The organism is Pseudomonadota bacterium (assembly GCA_039193195.1).
Lineage (GTDB): Bacteria > Pseudomonadota > Gammaproteobacteria > Steroidobacterales > JBCBZW01 > JBCBZW01.
Genome location: JBCCWS010000005.1, coordinates 173953 through 189907, shown reverse-complemented (window position 1 = coordinate 189907; position 15955 = coordinate 173953). Strand labels below are relative to the sequence as shown.

Genomic DNA, 15955 nt, shown 5'->3' with positions numbered 1-15955 from the left:
GGCGCACTCAGCAGCCAGGACAACGCGACTGAAGCCGAGTCACCGGCCGCTGGCTTGGCCGCGACAGAAACTCCAAACGGGCTTGCTCTGCAGCTGTTCGCTCTCGTGTCACGTACGCCAAGTACTCATTCAGCGGCATGCACGCACGACGTTTGATACGGCTATCAGGGCCCTTAACTTTTTGGCACACCATGTAGGTGCCCTCGTCTTTGGAAGCGCCCTTTCGATCGGAGCGCTGAAACCCCAACTCGTACTCCTTCAGCTGAGGAATCGCCTCTACCAACTCCTCCCACGTATACCCCGATTTCGCGGGCTTCGCTTCTTCCGCGACGTCTGACGCCACCGCCGACATCTCTGCGACATCCGCACAGCCTCCCTGGCGCTCGCACTCGGCAAAGCCGGCCGAGGGCACGAACAACAAACACACCACCGTCAGAATGACTCGCGTTATCTCCATCGCTATTCCCCTTTCGCTACGGACGAACTCCGACGACGGTTTCCGCTTCCCTTGCGACCCGCCGCAGCCACCCGCTCCAGTTATGAGGCGAGCACCACTGCGAAGTCAAGGTGACCAGATCCCAGATCAACAACTGCTAGAACCGTTCTGCATCGCGGCGTCAGCGTTGGCGTCGCGTAAGGGCTGGCGGTGTCCTAAGGGTTGTTGCGTGGTGCTGAGCGCATCGTTCTACGCTCCCGCGAAGGTCGTATTGAGCACGGGCAGGTGGGTGGCAGCACCTAGTGGTTAGCTGTCGAAGCGGTCGCTACCGCCTAGCTGATTGGAATCGTGCCGTGCCGCGCCGGCACGATGCCAGCGCTTCGAAGGTTTCGCGCGCGTCGACGATCAACAACCGGCACGCGAGAGGGCACGCCTCAGCGAGTCGAGGCGTTGGCGTTATCCTCGGTCGTGGTCTCACGCCAGCGCACGAGCACCGCCTCTACATCGCCTGCCTGCTCGCCGATCATCGCGTCGAACTGGTTGCGAAAGGTGAGCCCCAGGTTGATACCGCCCACGATCATGTTGCGGATCAACCAGCGGCCATCATCCTCCTGTCCCATGGAGTACTCGAGGGTGAAGTCACTACCGTTCGTGGTGGTGACGTCCATGCTCACCTGGGCCCGCCCCTTCTTGCGAATCTTCGCTTCTCGCACCTCTATGGTCTTCGCCTGGAGAGATATGAGCGAGTCTGCGTAGAGATCGACCAAGGAAGCCACGAAGACACTCCGGAAGCGCGCGCGCTGGTCGTCGTTGAGGGCGGCTTTGTGCTTGCCCACCACTCCGCTAACGATGCGATCGAAGGCCACGTACTGCTCCAGGATCTCGGTCATTCGATCATGCAGCGGCGCAGGATCTTCCGCGTACGTCGCGCGCTGCTCATCCAGCGCGCTCACGACCAGGTCAGTCGCCTCGCGCACCGTGTCGTCCGCGGGGCCGGCCACTGCCGCCAGCGACAGCCCGGTCAGCGCGCCGAGGCACCACAGCGCCGCGAGCCAACCAGTGCTGTGCGCAGGAATATTCGTTTGCATCATCACATCCTCATGTGCAAGCGATTAACGATAGAACTTGATAAGTAGCGCCGGCAGCACCACCAGGTTGGCCACTAGCGCGAGCACCATGGCGAGGGCCGTTAGCACGCCGAAGTAGATAGTGGGTACAAAGCTCGACAGGGCGAGAACGGAGAAGCCCACGACCACGGTGATCGAAGTGAAGTAGAGCGCATTGCCGATGCTCGCGTGGCTGTTGCGCACGGCGGTCAACGTATCGTGCCCCAGGGCACGTTCCTCTCGAAACCGATGTAGGTAGTGAATGGCGTCGTCCACGCCGATGCCGACGATGATCGCCGCCGTGGTGATCGTCATGATGTCGAGCGGAATGCCAACCAAGCCCATCACAGCCAGCACGCTCTCCGCAGCTAACGCCGTCGGCAGAATCCCGAGTATCGCTAGCCGTACCGAGCGCAGGAGCACGGCGAAGGTCAGCAGGATCGCGGCAAGCACAGCGAATAGCGTCGACTGCTGCGAGCTGAATAGGCGCTTGAGCATGTCGTTGAAGAGCACGGCCATGCCCGTCACGTGCACCTGCTCACGCTCCAGGCCGAGCTCCTGCACGGCGAAGCTCTCGATATCCGCAAACAGCTCTTCCTGAGAGAACTTCGGCCCTGTCTCGTGGATCCTCGCCGACAGGCGCAGCTCGCCGGTGGTGGGCGAGGCGTACGGGCGGATCAGCGAGGCCTTGATCTCCTCGGGCATGAGGGCGAGCACTGCCGTGATCTGCAGGTAATCGAGCGGTTGGTTGTCATTGAAGGCGCGGGCGATGTGCTCGAGGGTGGAGATCGAGATGACCTTGCCGACCTCGGCTCGCTCGCCGAGATAGGTCTCCAGGCGATCGAGCAGCGCAACGCGCGCCGGCGTAAACCAGTAGCGCTCGGGGAAAGCGTCCGGCTCTTCGTCTTCGAAGGCGGCGAAGTCGTCGTCCTCGTCCGTCTCCTCGGGCTGCCAGGGCGGCAACTCGAGAACCACCTCGAAGGGGATGGTGCCGCCGAGATTCTCATCGATGAACACCATGCCGTCGCGGATTTCACTGCCGCTGCGGAAGTAGTCCACAAAGCGATTGCTGACGCTCAGCTGCGAAATTCCAGCCCACCCCGCGGCGGCCAACGCTACGGACAAGACCAGGATAGCCGCAGGCCGCGCCGTTGCAATCTTGGAGAACGCTCCCGTTAGCAGCGCGGCCTGCGCCTGCGGCTTGGGCTTCTTGCCGTACGGGATCATCACCAAGATTCCCGCGAAGAAGCTGTAGGTCACCACCAGCCCCACGGCGATCCCGAGCACCATGATGAAGCCGAACTCGGCCACCGGGCGGATGTCGCTCACCATCAGTGAGGCGAAGGCCACCGCTGTGGTCAAGGCGGTGTACAGGCACGGGGCGAGCTTCGAGCGCATGGTCTCGTACACCAGGGCAATGTGGTCATTCGAGAAGCCGACGATGCACAGCTCGCGATAGCGCGCGATCAGGTGGATGGTGAAGGAAATCGTCGTGATGGCGAGCAGGGGAATGAAGTTGGAGGACACCGCCGTGGCTGGCTGACCCAGCAAGCCCAGCAGCCCGAGCATGATCAGCACGGTCACCGACACCGTGCCGAGGGGGATCAGCACCCAGCGCCACCGCCCGAAGAAGGCGTACAGCGCCCCTGCCATCAGCATCACCACCGCGCCGCTCAGCAGTCGCATGTCGCGGCGAACGAAGTCGATGATGTCCGCGCTTACCATGGGCACGCCACCCAGATACAGGCGGCCAGAGTCTTCGTAGGCGGCGCGGATCGTGCGGACGTTGGCGATCAGCTTGGCGCGCGCCACCTGATGGGCTGTCTTCAGCTCCCGGTAGCGATCGGCGGCCACCGCTTCCTCGATCATGTCCACGCCGCCACCCTCGGCCTCACGCAGCGCATCGAGCTCGCGTTTGGCCTCGCGCAGGGGCACGTTGTCTTCGAGCTCCACCTGCAGGGCCGTGGTGGTGCCGTCTGCGGACACCAGAAGATCGCGGAACAGCGGGCTGCCCGTGAGCTCGTCGCGAGCGAGGCCGAGATCCGCACCTTCGCGAATCGTGCCGTAGCCCTCGGCGAGTTCTGACAGCGCCACGGGCGGACTGCGCAAGAGCGGCACGTCCAGAAATGAGGTTACCTGGAGCACGCCGGCCACCCCCGCCAGCTCATCCTGCATCCGCTTCAGCACCGATACGTGCTGTTCAGAGAAGAGTTCTCCCTCGTGCGGCGTGTAGGTGAGGTACAAGGCTTCGCGCTGGCCGAAGCGCTCCACGAGCTGCTGAAAATAGGCGAGTTCCGGGTCACCCTGGGCCACCAAGGTGTCCGAAGACGCGTCAAAGCTGAAGCGACCCACGAAGGCGAGGGCCGCCACACAGGCCAGCAAAATCGCTAGCTGAATCAATCGCGCGTTGCGCAGGCACCCGCGGTAACACCCCTTCACCGTGCGACGCCACAGGGCCGCGAGGCCCGCGTGGATCGCGGACTCAGTCAAGGAAAGGGTCCTCTTCAATCTCGCCATCATTGATCAGGTACTCGCGACGCTGCAGGTAGGCATCGCGCACGAACAGGTATCGATCACCACGCAGGAGAGCCTCCGCGCTCAGGAATTTCGCTCGCGTTTGCACGACATCGGTGGCGAGCAGGGACCAGCGAACCGTATCGTCCTCGATGAACCTCACCGGGTAAAGCAGCGTATCGACGATGCCGGCGAGCCCATCTCGCAGGGTAGAGGGCCCGGCGAACGGCACCACCGCGTAGTTTCCGGACGGCACGCCCCAAACGGCAAGGGTTTGCCCGAAATCCTCCCGGTGCGCCTCTAAGCCCGAGTCGGTGGCGACGTCGAATAGTCCACCGATGCCGGCCGTCGAGTTCAGCAAAAACCGCCCCGTATCTGCCAAGGCCAGCTTTGGTTTGCCCTGAAGCAGCTGGTTGACCGCTGTCCACGGCGTACGCAGGTTCAGGAAGAAATTCGACACACCAGTCTCGAGCGGATTCGGCGTGATGAACTGATAGCCGCGCGCAAGGGGCTTGAGCAGCGCACGATCTGCGCCGTCGTTGAAGGCCAGAACCTTTCGGTTGATGCCCTCCAGAGGGTCTTGCGACGGCTCGCCGGTGCCGCCTACGCTCGCGCAGCCGCTCAGCAAGACGAATGCACCGACCGTCAGCAAAGCCCTAAGGCGCCAGGCGCCGAGTCTCGCGCGCGCGCCCACTCCCTCAATCTCCATCGCTCCGTCACCTCACTCCGCTACGACCGCTAGCACTGTAATGGGGGCGCCCGTGCGTATTCACCAGCACCTGGCGCCGGAGCTCTCTAAACCTTGCGGCCTAGGTCGCCCATCAGCGACAGGGCCACCGCGCTCGGCACCTTCTTTCAGTGCTTACAGAGCTGCGCCCTCTGCGGTTGCCGCCGCGCGCCAGAGCGTTACGCGGATTTGGCGCTTAGGGCGGGCAGTCGAGGGAGGGAGGGCAAGCGCCACCGCCCCGGAGGAGGGGGGGGTTTGGGACGGCGGCACTTGTGAACGGGCGAGTCGCGGGACGCGCGACTCGCGGGCGGATCAACCTTCGCCAGCGTGCGCTGGGCGGGCGGGCACGTAGGGCGTGGCGGCGTCCGGGTGCGCCTTGCGATGGGACTTTTGTCGCCTGCGTAGCAGTCGCTCGGCGATCGCACGGTTGAGCTCATCACCGCCAGCCAGCGGCACCTGCACGACGCCGATCGCGCCAGCGGCGGCGCGCTGACCCAGGGCAGCGAAGGTGGAGGGGTTGCGTTCAATTGTCTTGTGCATGGTTGTCGCTCCTCAAAAGCGAAGTTAGGGCACGTCGCTTCCAGCGAGGCTGGCTTCGATGTGCACATGCACAATATGCGGATACCCCTGGCGGAGAAAAGCGGGAAAAACTCACCCGATAGATGAGAAAAATTCAGCTGTCAGAGCAGAAGGTGGCCAAGATCCAGTCCCGCAGGCGACGCACCTCATCATCCTCCAAGCGGTCAACGCGGTATACGAGATAGTAGCTCGCATCTGTCACAAGCTCCTGATCAAAAAGGCGAACAATGCTGCCCTGGTGAAACCACAGATCGGCCAGAGGCACGGGCACGAGGGCAGCACCGACCCCCTGCTCGGCCGCCCGCACCGCTGCGATCATCGAGTCGAAGCGGATGGTTTTGCTCCCCCTCGGCAACTCGATTCCTGACGCTGCGGACCACCGCTGCCAGCCATCCGCATTCGTGTTGTGCACGATCATCGGGAATTCGCTGACTACCTTGGCGCCTTTGACGCGCACGCCCTTGGCGAAGTCTGGCGAACCCGCCACCACCACCCGCAAGGGCAGGAGTAAGTTGTACGGCAGATTGGCCGGTGGCGAGCGGAATAGGCGGATCGACAGGTCTACATCGGACGGGTGCTTCTCCGAGGACTCATCACTGGTGCCCACCTCGATATCGATGTGTGGGTTGGCCGTCGTGAACTCGGGCAGGCGTGGCGCGAACAGCTCACTGGCGAAAAACGGCTGCACGGAGATCCGAACCGTACTGTTCGCGGGCGTGGCGCGGTGCTTGGCAACCACCGCCTCTAACTGCTCGATCAGCGGGTGGACGTCTTCGTAAAGCGCCCGCCCCAGCGGCGTCAGACGCAGGCGGCGCGCATTGCGATCGAACAGTTGCGCACCCAGTTCTTCCTCCAAGGTTTTGATTTGGTGGCTCACGGCGGATGCCGTAACGAAGAGTTCTTCGGCCGCTAGACGAAAACTCTCGTGGCGCGCGGCCGCGCAGAAGGTGCGCAGGCCGCGAAGGGAGTGCTTGGAGGGAGTGCTCATGGCTGGATCGTAGGTGGCAGTTGGATTGCCCGCGTCAGCCTCCGTATGGGGCCATTGACGGCGACATCAATACACCATCATCCGAAAAGAGACAAAGTCGAGCGCCGCGATTTGCCGAGTGAGCCCGGCCACCTATCGAGACTCCACTCGTTTTCAAGGCGCGAGAGACCAGCACAGATGCCCAACGTGCGCGCTCAAGAGCGCGTAGACAGCTCGAGCGGTGCCCCGGAGCGCGCGCCCACGTACTAGAGCTTCGCGCACTCCGGGCCGATTAGCCTAGTCAGTACGATAGGCGATGAGTGACTCCGAGTGGTGCACGGCCTGGCGGTCTTCGCGCAGTTGCTGCAAATGAGGCGAGCGTGTGACGCCCTGAGGCTGCCGGCGCAACACCCACCACTCGACCACCACGAGATTCAGCACCCAACCGCCCCACGCGGCGATGACGTACGCATCGGACATGCTCAAGCCGGCGCCGTAGATCAGTAGCCCCAGCTGCGTGCGCATTGTGAGCGCCGTGCAGGTTAGGGCGTAGGAACGGATGATCCAGCGACCATGACCCTCGCGGTCGCCCGCCAGCGCATGAACCAAGGCCATCAACGTGCTCCCCGACCAGAGGATAGCCAGGGTAGCGAAGGCGACGCCCGTGGGGGGTCCTTCGAAAGTGGTCATCGACAGGTTCAAGCCTGCGCCGGCACTGAGCAATACGGCACCCACATAGGCGCACCCCAGTGTGCGGTGTTGGCTCAGCGTCATGGGCCAGCGGTGCCCCATGAACTGCACCAGACCCAGCAGCATCGCGGCGATCCCCGCGCCCACATGAAGCATCAAAATCGGCTGCTTCAACGCATAGATAGCGCGCTGTTGAACGAACGAATACTCCTCAGGGGGGACGACGAGGTAACGCGCAACGGCAACGCATAGGCCGAGTACGAGGGCCGCAGCGATCAGCATCAGCGCTGTCGAGCCTAGCGCTCGCAAGCCTCCAGCTGCCCTCATTGTAACGACAGCGGCTGCGCGGCGCGCTCAGGGGACGGCCAAGCGCTGCGCGCGACTTGCGTCGCCCGCCCCTCTTCAGTGACCGTAGAGGGCGTAGGGAACACGGCGACACCGCTGGTCGGCGGTGCGCACACGTTCGTGCACGCGCCGAGTAGCGGCACGAAGGCGCAGGCGACTAGCGTGGTGCGCCGAAGGCGACGGGGTAGGCAAGTTGGGGAGCTTTTCATCACTTGTGTTCGGTCCTCAGGAGGTATGCGGGCGGCGCCGCGACCGTAGAAGCGTCTACCCAGGGGCCCACCCACCAGCCTGCAGATACGTGAAAACATTGGAGAAGTTCGCGAGTGGCTAAGCGAAGACCACTGGCGAATCGTGAGTGAACAGGGGAATGCCCAAGGTCGCGCAGCTGCTGACCCACCCGCTGGGGCGGGCCACGGCCATCCTCCTCGCCGTCGCGGTGTTCTTCGGCACCGTATCGCCCTACGGGGCCGTGACGTACTTGCCGCTCTGGGCGCGCGCTAGCTACTGGTTCATGCTGGTCGTGGCCGTGGTGGCGGTGCAGTGGACCGCCGCACGCGCCCTGCGCGCACGGGTGCGCGCCCAGTGGGCCCGTTTTGCCCTGGAGACGCTCCTCTCAACGCCGCTCCCGTACCTGCTGATCTTGGGCACCCAGCAGCTGATCGGTCGGCCCGTGCCGCAGAGCTTCCACGGCCAACTCTGGGCGTACACCTGGGTGATCGTGGCTGCCCTCTGGGCCCTGCGTCCGCTGCCGTTTACGCCGTCCGGCGCCTCGCCACTCGAGGCCCCAGTATCCGACCGCGAGGCTGATGCAGTGCGCGCCTTTCGGGCCCGCCTTCCCTTAGCCCACCGCGACGCCGAGCTCTATGCGGTCTCCGCTGAGGACCATTACGTGCGCGTGCACACGGCGGCGGGCACCTCCCTGGTCCTGCAGCGCCTGTCCGACGCCGAACAGCTCCTCGCCACCCTCGACGGCGTGCGCGTACACCGCTCCTGGTGGGTGGCGCGCCGAGGCGTGGCCTCCATTGCTAGGATTGGGGGCAAACTCGACCTGCGCTTGAAGTCGGGGGCGTCCGTGCCCGTCTCGCGGGCCGGAGCGGCACGTGTGCGCGACAAGGGCTGGCTGTGACCCAGGGCGAAGACGCGCCACTGCGCCCCGTACGCGTTCGAGCTGACGGGCAACGCTAGCGATCGATTCGATTAACGCAATGCTGCGGGCCCCGCGCGGCGCTCGAGTGCGTACCGCTGACAACCTTCGGACCAGGCCAGGCGTCCGTAGGCACAGCCGAGGATGCCGTCCAAGTCGGCGCTCAAATCCGGTGCCGGGGCGCGCGGTCGAAGCGACGCACCTCATCGCGACGAGATCCTCGTGGTGGACATCCGTTGACCGAAGCGAGTACCGCTTGGTCGCTCAAGTTGTGCTGGGCTGCGACCCACGCTCACCAGATTGACCGGATCACTCGCCCGCTTTTCCTTCTCGAAGGAGAGCACATCATTGGCCCAGGCGATGACCAGAGATGGGCGCCCAGGCGACGCAGCGCGGGCGTGGCGACGGGCCATCCGTAGGCCGCGGAAGATCTGGGGGGCAGAGTCCACGAGTCGAGGGGGCGCGTAGCGGTCAGGGCAGTGATCCTCGTAGCAGGGCAGGTCGCTAACGCAGGCGCCAATCTCGATGCCGACGGCTCAACGCTGGCGAAGCGCTAGCGGTGCCGATACCCTGGCGGCCTCGATAGACGTCCATCATGCCTTTTGCCGCATCGCACCGGTGCCTGTGGACGTCCGGCTCCAGGAGAAGCTCCAGCATGAACTACTTCGTTACCGGCGGTACCGGCTTCATCGGCCGCTTCCTCGTTCCCAAGCTGCTGGATCGCGGCGGTACGGTACACCTGCTGGTGCGCCCGGGTTCCGTCGCCAAACTGGAGGCCTTGCGCGAGCTCTGGGGGGCGAGCAAGGAGCAGCTGCTGGCGGTCGAGGGAGACCTCGCAGAGCCAAATCTAGGGGTCAACGAAGCCTGGGCGAACGCGCACGGCGGCAAGATCGACCACTTCTTCCACCTCGCCGCCATCTACGACCTGCAGGCAGATGCCGAGAGCCAGCGCACGGCCAACGTGCAAGGCACGGCCCAGGCTATCAACCTCGCCCGGGCCCTGAAGGCCGGCTGCTTCCACCAGGTCTCCTCAATCGCCGCCGCTGGACTGTACAAGGGCACCTTCACTGAGGACATGTTCGAAGAGGCCGGCGCCCTCGATCATCCCTACTTTCTCACCAAGCACGAGTCTGAAGGACTGGTGCGCGAGGCGAACGATCTCAACTGGCGGATATACCGGCCCGGCATGGTGGTCGGCCATTCGCAGACCGGCGAGATGCTCAAGGTGGACGGCCCCTACTACTTCTTCGAAGCCCTGAAGAACCTGAGCAAGGTGGTGCCTCAGGGGTTCCCGCTGCTGCTGAGCAAGGCCGGCCTGCTCAACATCGTGCCGGTGGACTTCGTCGCCAACGCCATCGACCACCTGGCCCACGTGCCGAACCATGACCGCGAGTGCTTCTTCATCACCGACCCCGAAGGCATCCGCGTGGGCGACCTGCTCAAGGTGCTGATGAAGGTGTCCCGCGGTCCGAGCCTACTCGCCATCGATGTCGCCGCCCTCGACTCGGCCACGCGCCTAGCAGGCAAAGGCATCAGCATGGCTGGCCCCCTGAAAGCCCTTGGCGAGCAGGCAGTGGCACGCATGGGCATCCCGCCCGAAGTGATGGCTTACCTGCACTATCCGACGCGCTTTGATTCCACCAAGACCCAAGCGCTGCTTGCTGAGAAGGGAATCGAGTGTCCGCCCTTCGAGTCTTACGCCGAGGTGCTCTGGGAATACTGGCAGGAATTCCTGCGCCCAGGCGGTGAGCAGAGCCTGATCCGCGAGGTCGATGGCCTGTTCAACCAGATGATCGGTCGCCCGACGCTCTCCGCCCTGCGGCGCAAGGTGCGGGGCAAGGTGGTGGTGGTGACCGGCGCCACGAGTGGCATCGGCAAGGCATGCGCCCTGCGCCTTGCCGAGGCTGGCGCCAAGGTGCAGCTGGTTGCCCGCACCGTCGAGAAGCTCGACGAGACGCTGGCGGAGATCCAGCAAATGGGCGGCAGCGCCCAGGTACACTCCTGCGATGTCTCCAGCGAGGAGGCCTGCAACCAGCTAGTTGCGGACATCCTTCGCGAGCACGGCCATGTCGATGTTCTAATCAACAATGCGGGACGCTCGATCCGCCGCTCCGTGCGCTACAGCTACGAGCGTGTGCATGACTTCGAGCGCACAATGAACCTGAACTACTTCGGGGCCCTGCGCCTAATCCTGGGGTTCCTGCCGTCTATGGAGGCCAACGGCGGCGGACACATCATCAACATCTCTTCCATCGGTGTGCTGACCAGCCCGCCGCGCTTCTCCGCCTACGTGGCCTCGAAGTCAGCACTGGATGCCTTCAGCCTTTGCGCAGCCCCGGAGTACGCAGCGGAGAACATCACCTTCACCACCATCCATATGCCCCTCGTCCGCACGCCGATGATCGCCCCCACGGGCCTGTATAAGGCCTTTCCGACCCTCTCTCCGGAACAGGCGCGAGACCTGGTGATCAAATCCATCGTGTCCAAGCCGCGTCGCGTATCAACCCCGTTGGGCGTGACCGGCGCCGTCGCACAGGCCACGGTGCCCAACGTCACCGAGGCCTTTCTTAGCCAGGCCTACGCACTATTCCCCGACTCGGCAGCCGCCCGGGGCCTGTCCGATGAAGAGGCGGCTAAGGAGAAAGCGGAGATACCCTCGTCAGCCCTCGGCCTGGCGCAGCGCCTGTTCGTGCAGGTGATGCGCGGGGTTCACTGGTAGCGCCATCCCCGGATACTGAGCGCGCACGAATCGGCTCTCGATCGAGGTATCACCCGGGAGCCGCGCCGATGACTCTCGGTGAGAGGTCTCGCGCGTGGCACGCAACGATGCGGCTTTCCGGCGCAGATCCGTGCCGACGCCGCGTGTCCGTGGGCGCTGCCACCAGGGCCGGTCCCCGCTAGAATCCCCAGCGTTAGATCATTTCCAGGGGATCATCCGTATAACTTCCAGCAACGACACCGACGAAGCGCTGCTGCTCCGCTTTCAACGGCACGGGGATCGCCGCGCGTTCGACGTCGTCTACGAGCGATATCGCAAGTCCTTGCTGAGCTTCACGGTTGGCCTGTCGGGTAACCAGGCCGTGGCCGAGGAGGTCTCTCAGCAAGCCTGGCTGCAGCTGCTCGAGGCGACCGAGCGCGGCACCTTCACGCCGGGCGCGGGCGCTAGCTTCCGCGCCTATCTCTACACGATGGCGCGCAATCGCTACATAGATGACTACTGCCGCCGACCGCAGCCGGTGCGCAGCGAGAAGCTCGCCGGGGGGCAAGCACTTGAGGAGACGCTCGCGAGCGAGGATGCCGCCTTCGGTGGCGCCGCCGCCGAGCAGGGGCGTGCGCGCCTACTAGCGGCACTCGCCGAACTGCCGCTCGAGCAGCGCGAGGTCATCGCCATGTGGTCGGCGGGCATGTCGGCTGAAGAGGTGGCTAGCGCGACCGGAGCACCCCGCAATACGGTGCTGAGCCGTAAGCGCTACGCCCTGAAGAAACTCAAAGAGTCCCTGGGGACCACAGCGAGGTCACTACTCGATGGCTGAACAGCACGATGGCGAGCTGGACGACTGGGATGATGGCGATGAGTTCGCCTCCGTCCTGCAGGAGGCAGCGGACACCTCACGCCTTAGCGTGCAAGACACAGCGGTGGCGAGTGCCGCCGACGCAGCTGCCGGGCGCCTGCGCCCCACCGATCGCCGCGCCCTGGCGAGCTGGCCTATCGCCCTGGCCGCGGGCCTGGTGGCCGGCGCCGTGTTGTCGCCATTCTCTGCGCCCTCCGGAGGCCCCGCGAGCCCTATCCCGGGAGCCGGTCTCATCTTGCCAGCCGATGCCACTCGTTCTGCTGGCGGCGGGGTCGAGGTGGCCGTGGCCGAGGCGGATCCCGCCGTGTGGTACCGCTACATTCAGGAGCTCATCTACCGCGGCGACTTCGCCCTGGCGGAAGAGCACCTGCACGCCTTCAATCAGCTGCACCCGGACTATCGCTCCGATCGCTGAGGAACGCCCTCGTGACCCGTTCCACATGCGCTCAGCGCATTTCGCCCGCCTTGGCCCTCGTCTCGATCGCGTGCCTTGCCCTAGCGGGGCATGCACAACCGGGTGTGGACAACCCGCTGCACGCCGCGGCCAGCGAGGGCCTCGAACAGGGTAAGGCCCTGATCAGCGACGGCCAGTACAGCGACGCCATCGACGTCCTCTCCGGCGCCCTCGCGAACGCGCGTGACCCCCTTCTTCGCAGCGACATCCTCAATCGCCTCGCCTGGGCCCACGGCCTGCTCGGCGCGAGCAAGGAAGCGCTCCACCTCTACGACCAAGCCCGCCAGCTCCTGCCTCCCGATGATGTGGAGCGTGCCGCGCTGCTCGCCTACCGCGTGGGCCTTAGCCATCGCGACCTCGGCGAGTACGACCAAGCACGGGCAAAGCTAAAGCGGGCGTTAGCACTATACCGCGGCAACGGCGACAGGCGCGGCGAGACCACGGCCCTGGACGGCCTTGCCGGCATCGCTTTCTACCAGGCGGACTTCGCCGTCGCTGCGGATCTGTACGAGCAGGCTCTACGACGCATGCGCCAAAGCGAGGCGCCTCCGCGCGATATCTCCATAGGGCTCAACAACCTCGCCGGCGTCTACTACGAGCTCGGCGACATGGCGCGCGCGGAGATGCTCTACGGGGAAGCCGTGGCGATCCGCCGCAAGGTGCTGCCGCCAAAGCACCCGATGCTGCTCTCCGCACTGGTCAACCTCGGCTCGGTGTTCGAAGCCCAGGGTGATGCTGCCGGCGCTGCACAGCGCTACGAGGCGGCGACCGAGATCGCGGTAGGGGGTCCCGTAGAGCCCATCGCCCTCGATGCCCTCGGCCGAGCCCGGCGCATGCAGGGGCGCAGCGCGGTCGCTCTCGATCTGCACGAGCAGGCCCTCGCCCTGCGGCGCGAGCGCCTCGATCGCAACGACCCCTTCGTGGCCGAGTCCCTAAACAACATCGCCGAGGCTCAGCTCGATCTCGACTTACCCGAGCTAGCACGCCAGCAGTGGGTGGAGTCGCTACTGATCAGTGAGCGTGCCAACGAACCCCCGTTGATCATCGACGCCTACGACGGCCTCACGCGGGCGCTCGCGCGCCAGGGCCTAGGTCACGCAGCCGTGGTACTCGGTAAGCTGGCCGTGACGGAAGTGCAGGAGGTGCGCGACAAGCTCTACCCGCTGCCCGAAGATCTCGAACAGGGCTACACCTCTAGGCGCGAGCCCATCTACCGTTCCCTGAGCACCCTGCTGATCGACCTAGGACGCTTACCGGAGGCTTCCGCCGTACTCGACCTCGTGCGTAACGAGGAGCTGTACCAGTTCACGCGCGGCGGTTTGATCCAGCGCATGACCAACGCTCGCATCGCGCTTTCCGAGGCAGAGAGCGCCCTAGCGGAGCCGTTCCTCGACGCGCGCCGTGCCCTTCGCAACCCCCATGATGAGCGCGATAGCGAACGCCTCCAGCAGGCCTACGCCGAGGCTCTGGCCAAGCTCGTCGAGCGTCTCACCGCCGATCGCATAGGCCACGTGCCCGCACCGCCCACGACTGCGACGCCACCGACCGAACCGCCAGCCCGCAGCACAGCCAAGCTAACCTTCGTGCTCGATGCCAAACGTCTACGCGTCGTGGTGAACCTGTCGGACCATGCGTTTCAGCATCAGGTCTCCATCTCGGCTCGTGAGCTCAACAAGCGCGTGTTCGAGTACCGTCGCCAGATACGCGACCCGCACCAGGATCCGCGCCAGGCGGGCCAGGCGCTCTACCAGCTTCTCCTGGCGCCCGTGCTAGGTCAGCTGGAGAACCACGAGGTGACCCGCCTGCAGCTCTCGCTGGACGGCGCGCTGCGCTACGTACCGTTCACGGCCCTCTACGACGGGGAACGGTTTCTCATCGAACGCTACGCGATCGCGCGTACTTCCCACGGTGACGTGCCCGCCTCAGATCTCGAGTCTGCGCCGGCGCGCGCCGTGGCCTTCGGCGTGACCGAAGTGGATGAGGCCCTCGCCTTGCCGCCCCTGCCCTACGTGGAAGAGGAACTGGAGACCATCATACGGCGGGACCAGACGGACCCCGACGGCACGATGCCCGGTGAGATCTACCTGAACGAACGCTTCTCCCTGGGCGCGCTCACGCGGGCCACCGACCAACGCGTGCCAAACCTGCACATCGCCAGTCATTTCGTCTTCAGCCCTGGCCGGGTCAGTGACTCCTACATGCTGATCGGCAACAGCGAGCGGATCACCCTACCGGAGTTCGCCGAGCTGGACTTCTCTGGCGTCGACTGGCTAGCGTTGTCGGCGTGCGAGACCGCCCTCGGTGCCGCTGCCCAAGGCCGCGGCATCGAGATTGCCAGCCTCGGGGCCCTGGCCAGGGCCCGTGGCGCCAACGCCGTGTTGGCCTCCCTGTGGCGCGTGTCCGACCGAGCGACCTCCACCTTCATGCGTCGGCTCTACCAAGAGCGCGCCAGGGGCGAGGCGGGTGCCGCCGCCCTGCGTACGGCTCAGCTTGACGCGATCTACGGCGATCGCCCGATCGGTGCAGCCACACGGCGCTTTGATGACCCACGCGCTCCCTACGCCCATCCGTACTTCTGGGCCGCCTTCGTGGTTATGACGCACTAGCTAGCTAGTGTCCTGAGTTAGAAGTTCGTTGATGACTTCGCGGCACGTTTTCGCCCCTGAACACGTTGCTCCTCCTCCCGTGGGACCTGCCACGCTCGTCCTCGCGCCGCGCTCACGCACAAAAACTCGCGTGCGAATTCATCAACGAACTTCCAACTCAGGACACTAGCACCCCCGCCGCCGCTGGCCCGTAGATCACTTTTTTCTCATCTCCCGTATCACTCCTGCAGGCGCCTGAACCGGCGTTCCTCTGCGTCGATCACGCGTTAGGGAAGAGACGATCATGATGATGCGGCACACGACTGGGCACTTGGCGCGCCTGCTGCTACTGGTGACGGCGGCCGCCGCGCTAAGTGCCTGCGGCGGCGATGGCGGCAGCGCCAACCCCGCCAACGCGAACGTCGCCAACAACCAGCAGGCCGATGCTGGTGGTGGCACAGCTCCCTCCAACAAGGCGCGTTTCACCTTCGATTGCGACCTCCAGGGCATCCACGGCGTGCTGACCCTCGATGTGGAGATCCTCAACAACGCCGGGGTCGTCTTCGGCCCAGGCCCCAACCCAGACATCACGGCAGTGATCGGCACTGGTGATGTCACTGTCTTCACCTCTGGGGAGTTGGTGTCGTCCGCCGCCTCTTACATCTTTACCGGTGAGAATCAGTTTGCGGACTTCACCAAAGTCACCGGCACCATCGAGCGCTTCCTGGTCGAATGGGTAGAGCAGTCGGACGGGCTTACGCTAGTCATTAATCCCTTCGGCCCGGGCACCACGCGCCAAGACTGCCTGCTCACCGGCAGCGCCTTCCTATAGCCAT

The 15955-nt window shown here is 64.8% G+C and carries 13 protein-coding genes; 6 read left to right on the top strand and 7 right to left on the bottom strand.

The annotated features are described in order from the left end of the window. Positions 1–7 precede the first annotated feature (7 nt). The 7 genes from AAGA68_07530 to AAGA68_07500 form a co-directional block, all read right to left on the bottom strand. Positions 8–457, bottom strand: coding sequence for a hypothetical protein (locus AAGA68_07530; GenBank protein ID MEM9384897.1), 450 nt, complete (start codon positions 455–457; stop codon positions 8–10). A gap of 413 nt (positions 458–870) precedes the next feature. Then, a complete protein-coding gene (locus tag AAGA68_07525) occupies positions 871–1527 on the bottom strand; it encodes an ABC transporter substrate-binding protein (protein ID MEM9384896.1) in 657 nt (218 codons plus the stop codon). Between the two features lie 21 nt (positions 1528–1548). Beyond that, on the bottom strand, positions 1549–4032 hold the full coding sequence (locus AAGA68_07520; protein ID MEM9384895.1) for an MMPL family transporter: 2484 nt from the start codon (positions 4030–4032) through the stop codon (positions 1549–1551). Continuing rightward, on the bottom strand, positions 4025–4765 hold the full coding sequence (locus AAGA68_07515; GenBank protein MEM9384894.1) for a VacJ family lipoprotein: 741 nt from the start codon (positions 4763–4765) through the stop codon (positions 4025–4027). The genes AAGA68_07520 and AAGA68_07515 overlap by 8 nt, the downstream gene beginning before the upstream one ends. A gap of 330 nt (positions 4766–5095) precedes the next feature. Further along, entirely contained in the window at positions 5096–5323 is a 228-nt protein-coding gene (locus tag AAGA68_07510; protein MEM9384893.1) for a hypothetical protein, read from the bottom strand. Between the two features lie 133 nt (positions 5324–5456). Beyond that, positions 5457–6350, bottom strand: a complete 894-nt coding sequence (locus AAGA68_07505; protein MEM9384892.1) for a LysR substrate-binding domain-containing protein — start codon at positions 6348–6350, stop codon at positions 5457–5459. 276 nt (positions 6351–6626) lie between these two features. Next, complete coding sequence (locus tag AAGA68_07500; GenBank protein MEM9384891.1) at positions 6627–7301, bottom strand: DUF2306 domain-containing protein; 675 nt, start codon at positions 7299–7301, stop codon at positions 6627–6629. A gap of 430 nt (positions 7302–7731) precedes the next feature. Between AAGA68_07500 and AAGA68_07495 the strand changes: the two genes are divergently transcribed. The 6 genes from AAGA68_07495 (at position 7732) to AAGA68_07470 (ending at position 15951) form a co-directional block, all read left to right on the top strand. Beyond that, positions 7732–8490 (top strand): LytTR family DNA-binding domain-containing protein, encoded by a 759-nt coding sequence (locus AAGA68_07495; protein MEM9384890.1) that lies wholly within the window; start codon positions 7732–7734, stop codon positions 8488–8490. Between the two features lie 673 nt (positions 8491–9163). Beyond that, entirely contained in the window at positions 9164–11227 is a 2064-nt protein-coding gene (locus tag AAGA68_07490) for an SDR family oxidoreductase (protein MEM9384889.1), read from the top strand. A gap of 94 nt (positions 11228–11321) precedes the next feature. Beyond that, positions 11322–12041 carry a sigma-70 family RNA polymerase sigma factor gene (locus AAGA68_07485; protein MEM9384888.1) on the top strand — a complete coding sequence of 240 codons (720 nt, stop codon included), beginning with the start codon at positions 11322–11324 and terminating at the stop codon, positions 12039–12041. Further along, entirely contained in the window at positions 12034–12495 is a 462-nt protein-coding gene (locus tag AAGA68_07480; protein ID MEM9384887.1) for a hypothetical protein, read from the top strand. Before AAGA68_07485 ends, AAGA68_07480 begins: the two co-directional genes overlap by 8 nt. An 11-nt stretch (positions 12496–12506) precedes the next feature. Continuing rightward, complete coding sequence (locus AAGA68_07475; GenBank protein MEM9384886.1) at positions 12507–15140, top strand: CHAT domain-containing protein; 2634 nt, start codon at positions 12507–12509, stop codon at positions 15138–15140. A 283-nt stretch (positions 15141–15423) separates the two neighbouring features. Continuing rightward, the gene (locus tag AAGA68_07470) at positions 15424–15951 is read left to right on the top strand and encodes a hypothetical protein (GenBank protein MEM9384885.1); all 528 of its coding nucleotides are present in this window, start codon (positions 15424–15426) and stop codon (positions 15949–15951) included. The last annotated feature ends 4 nt before the right edge of the window (positions 15952–15955 follow it).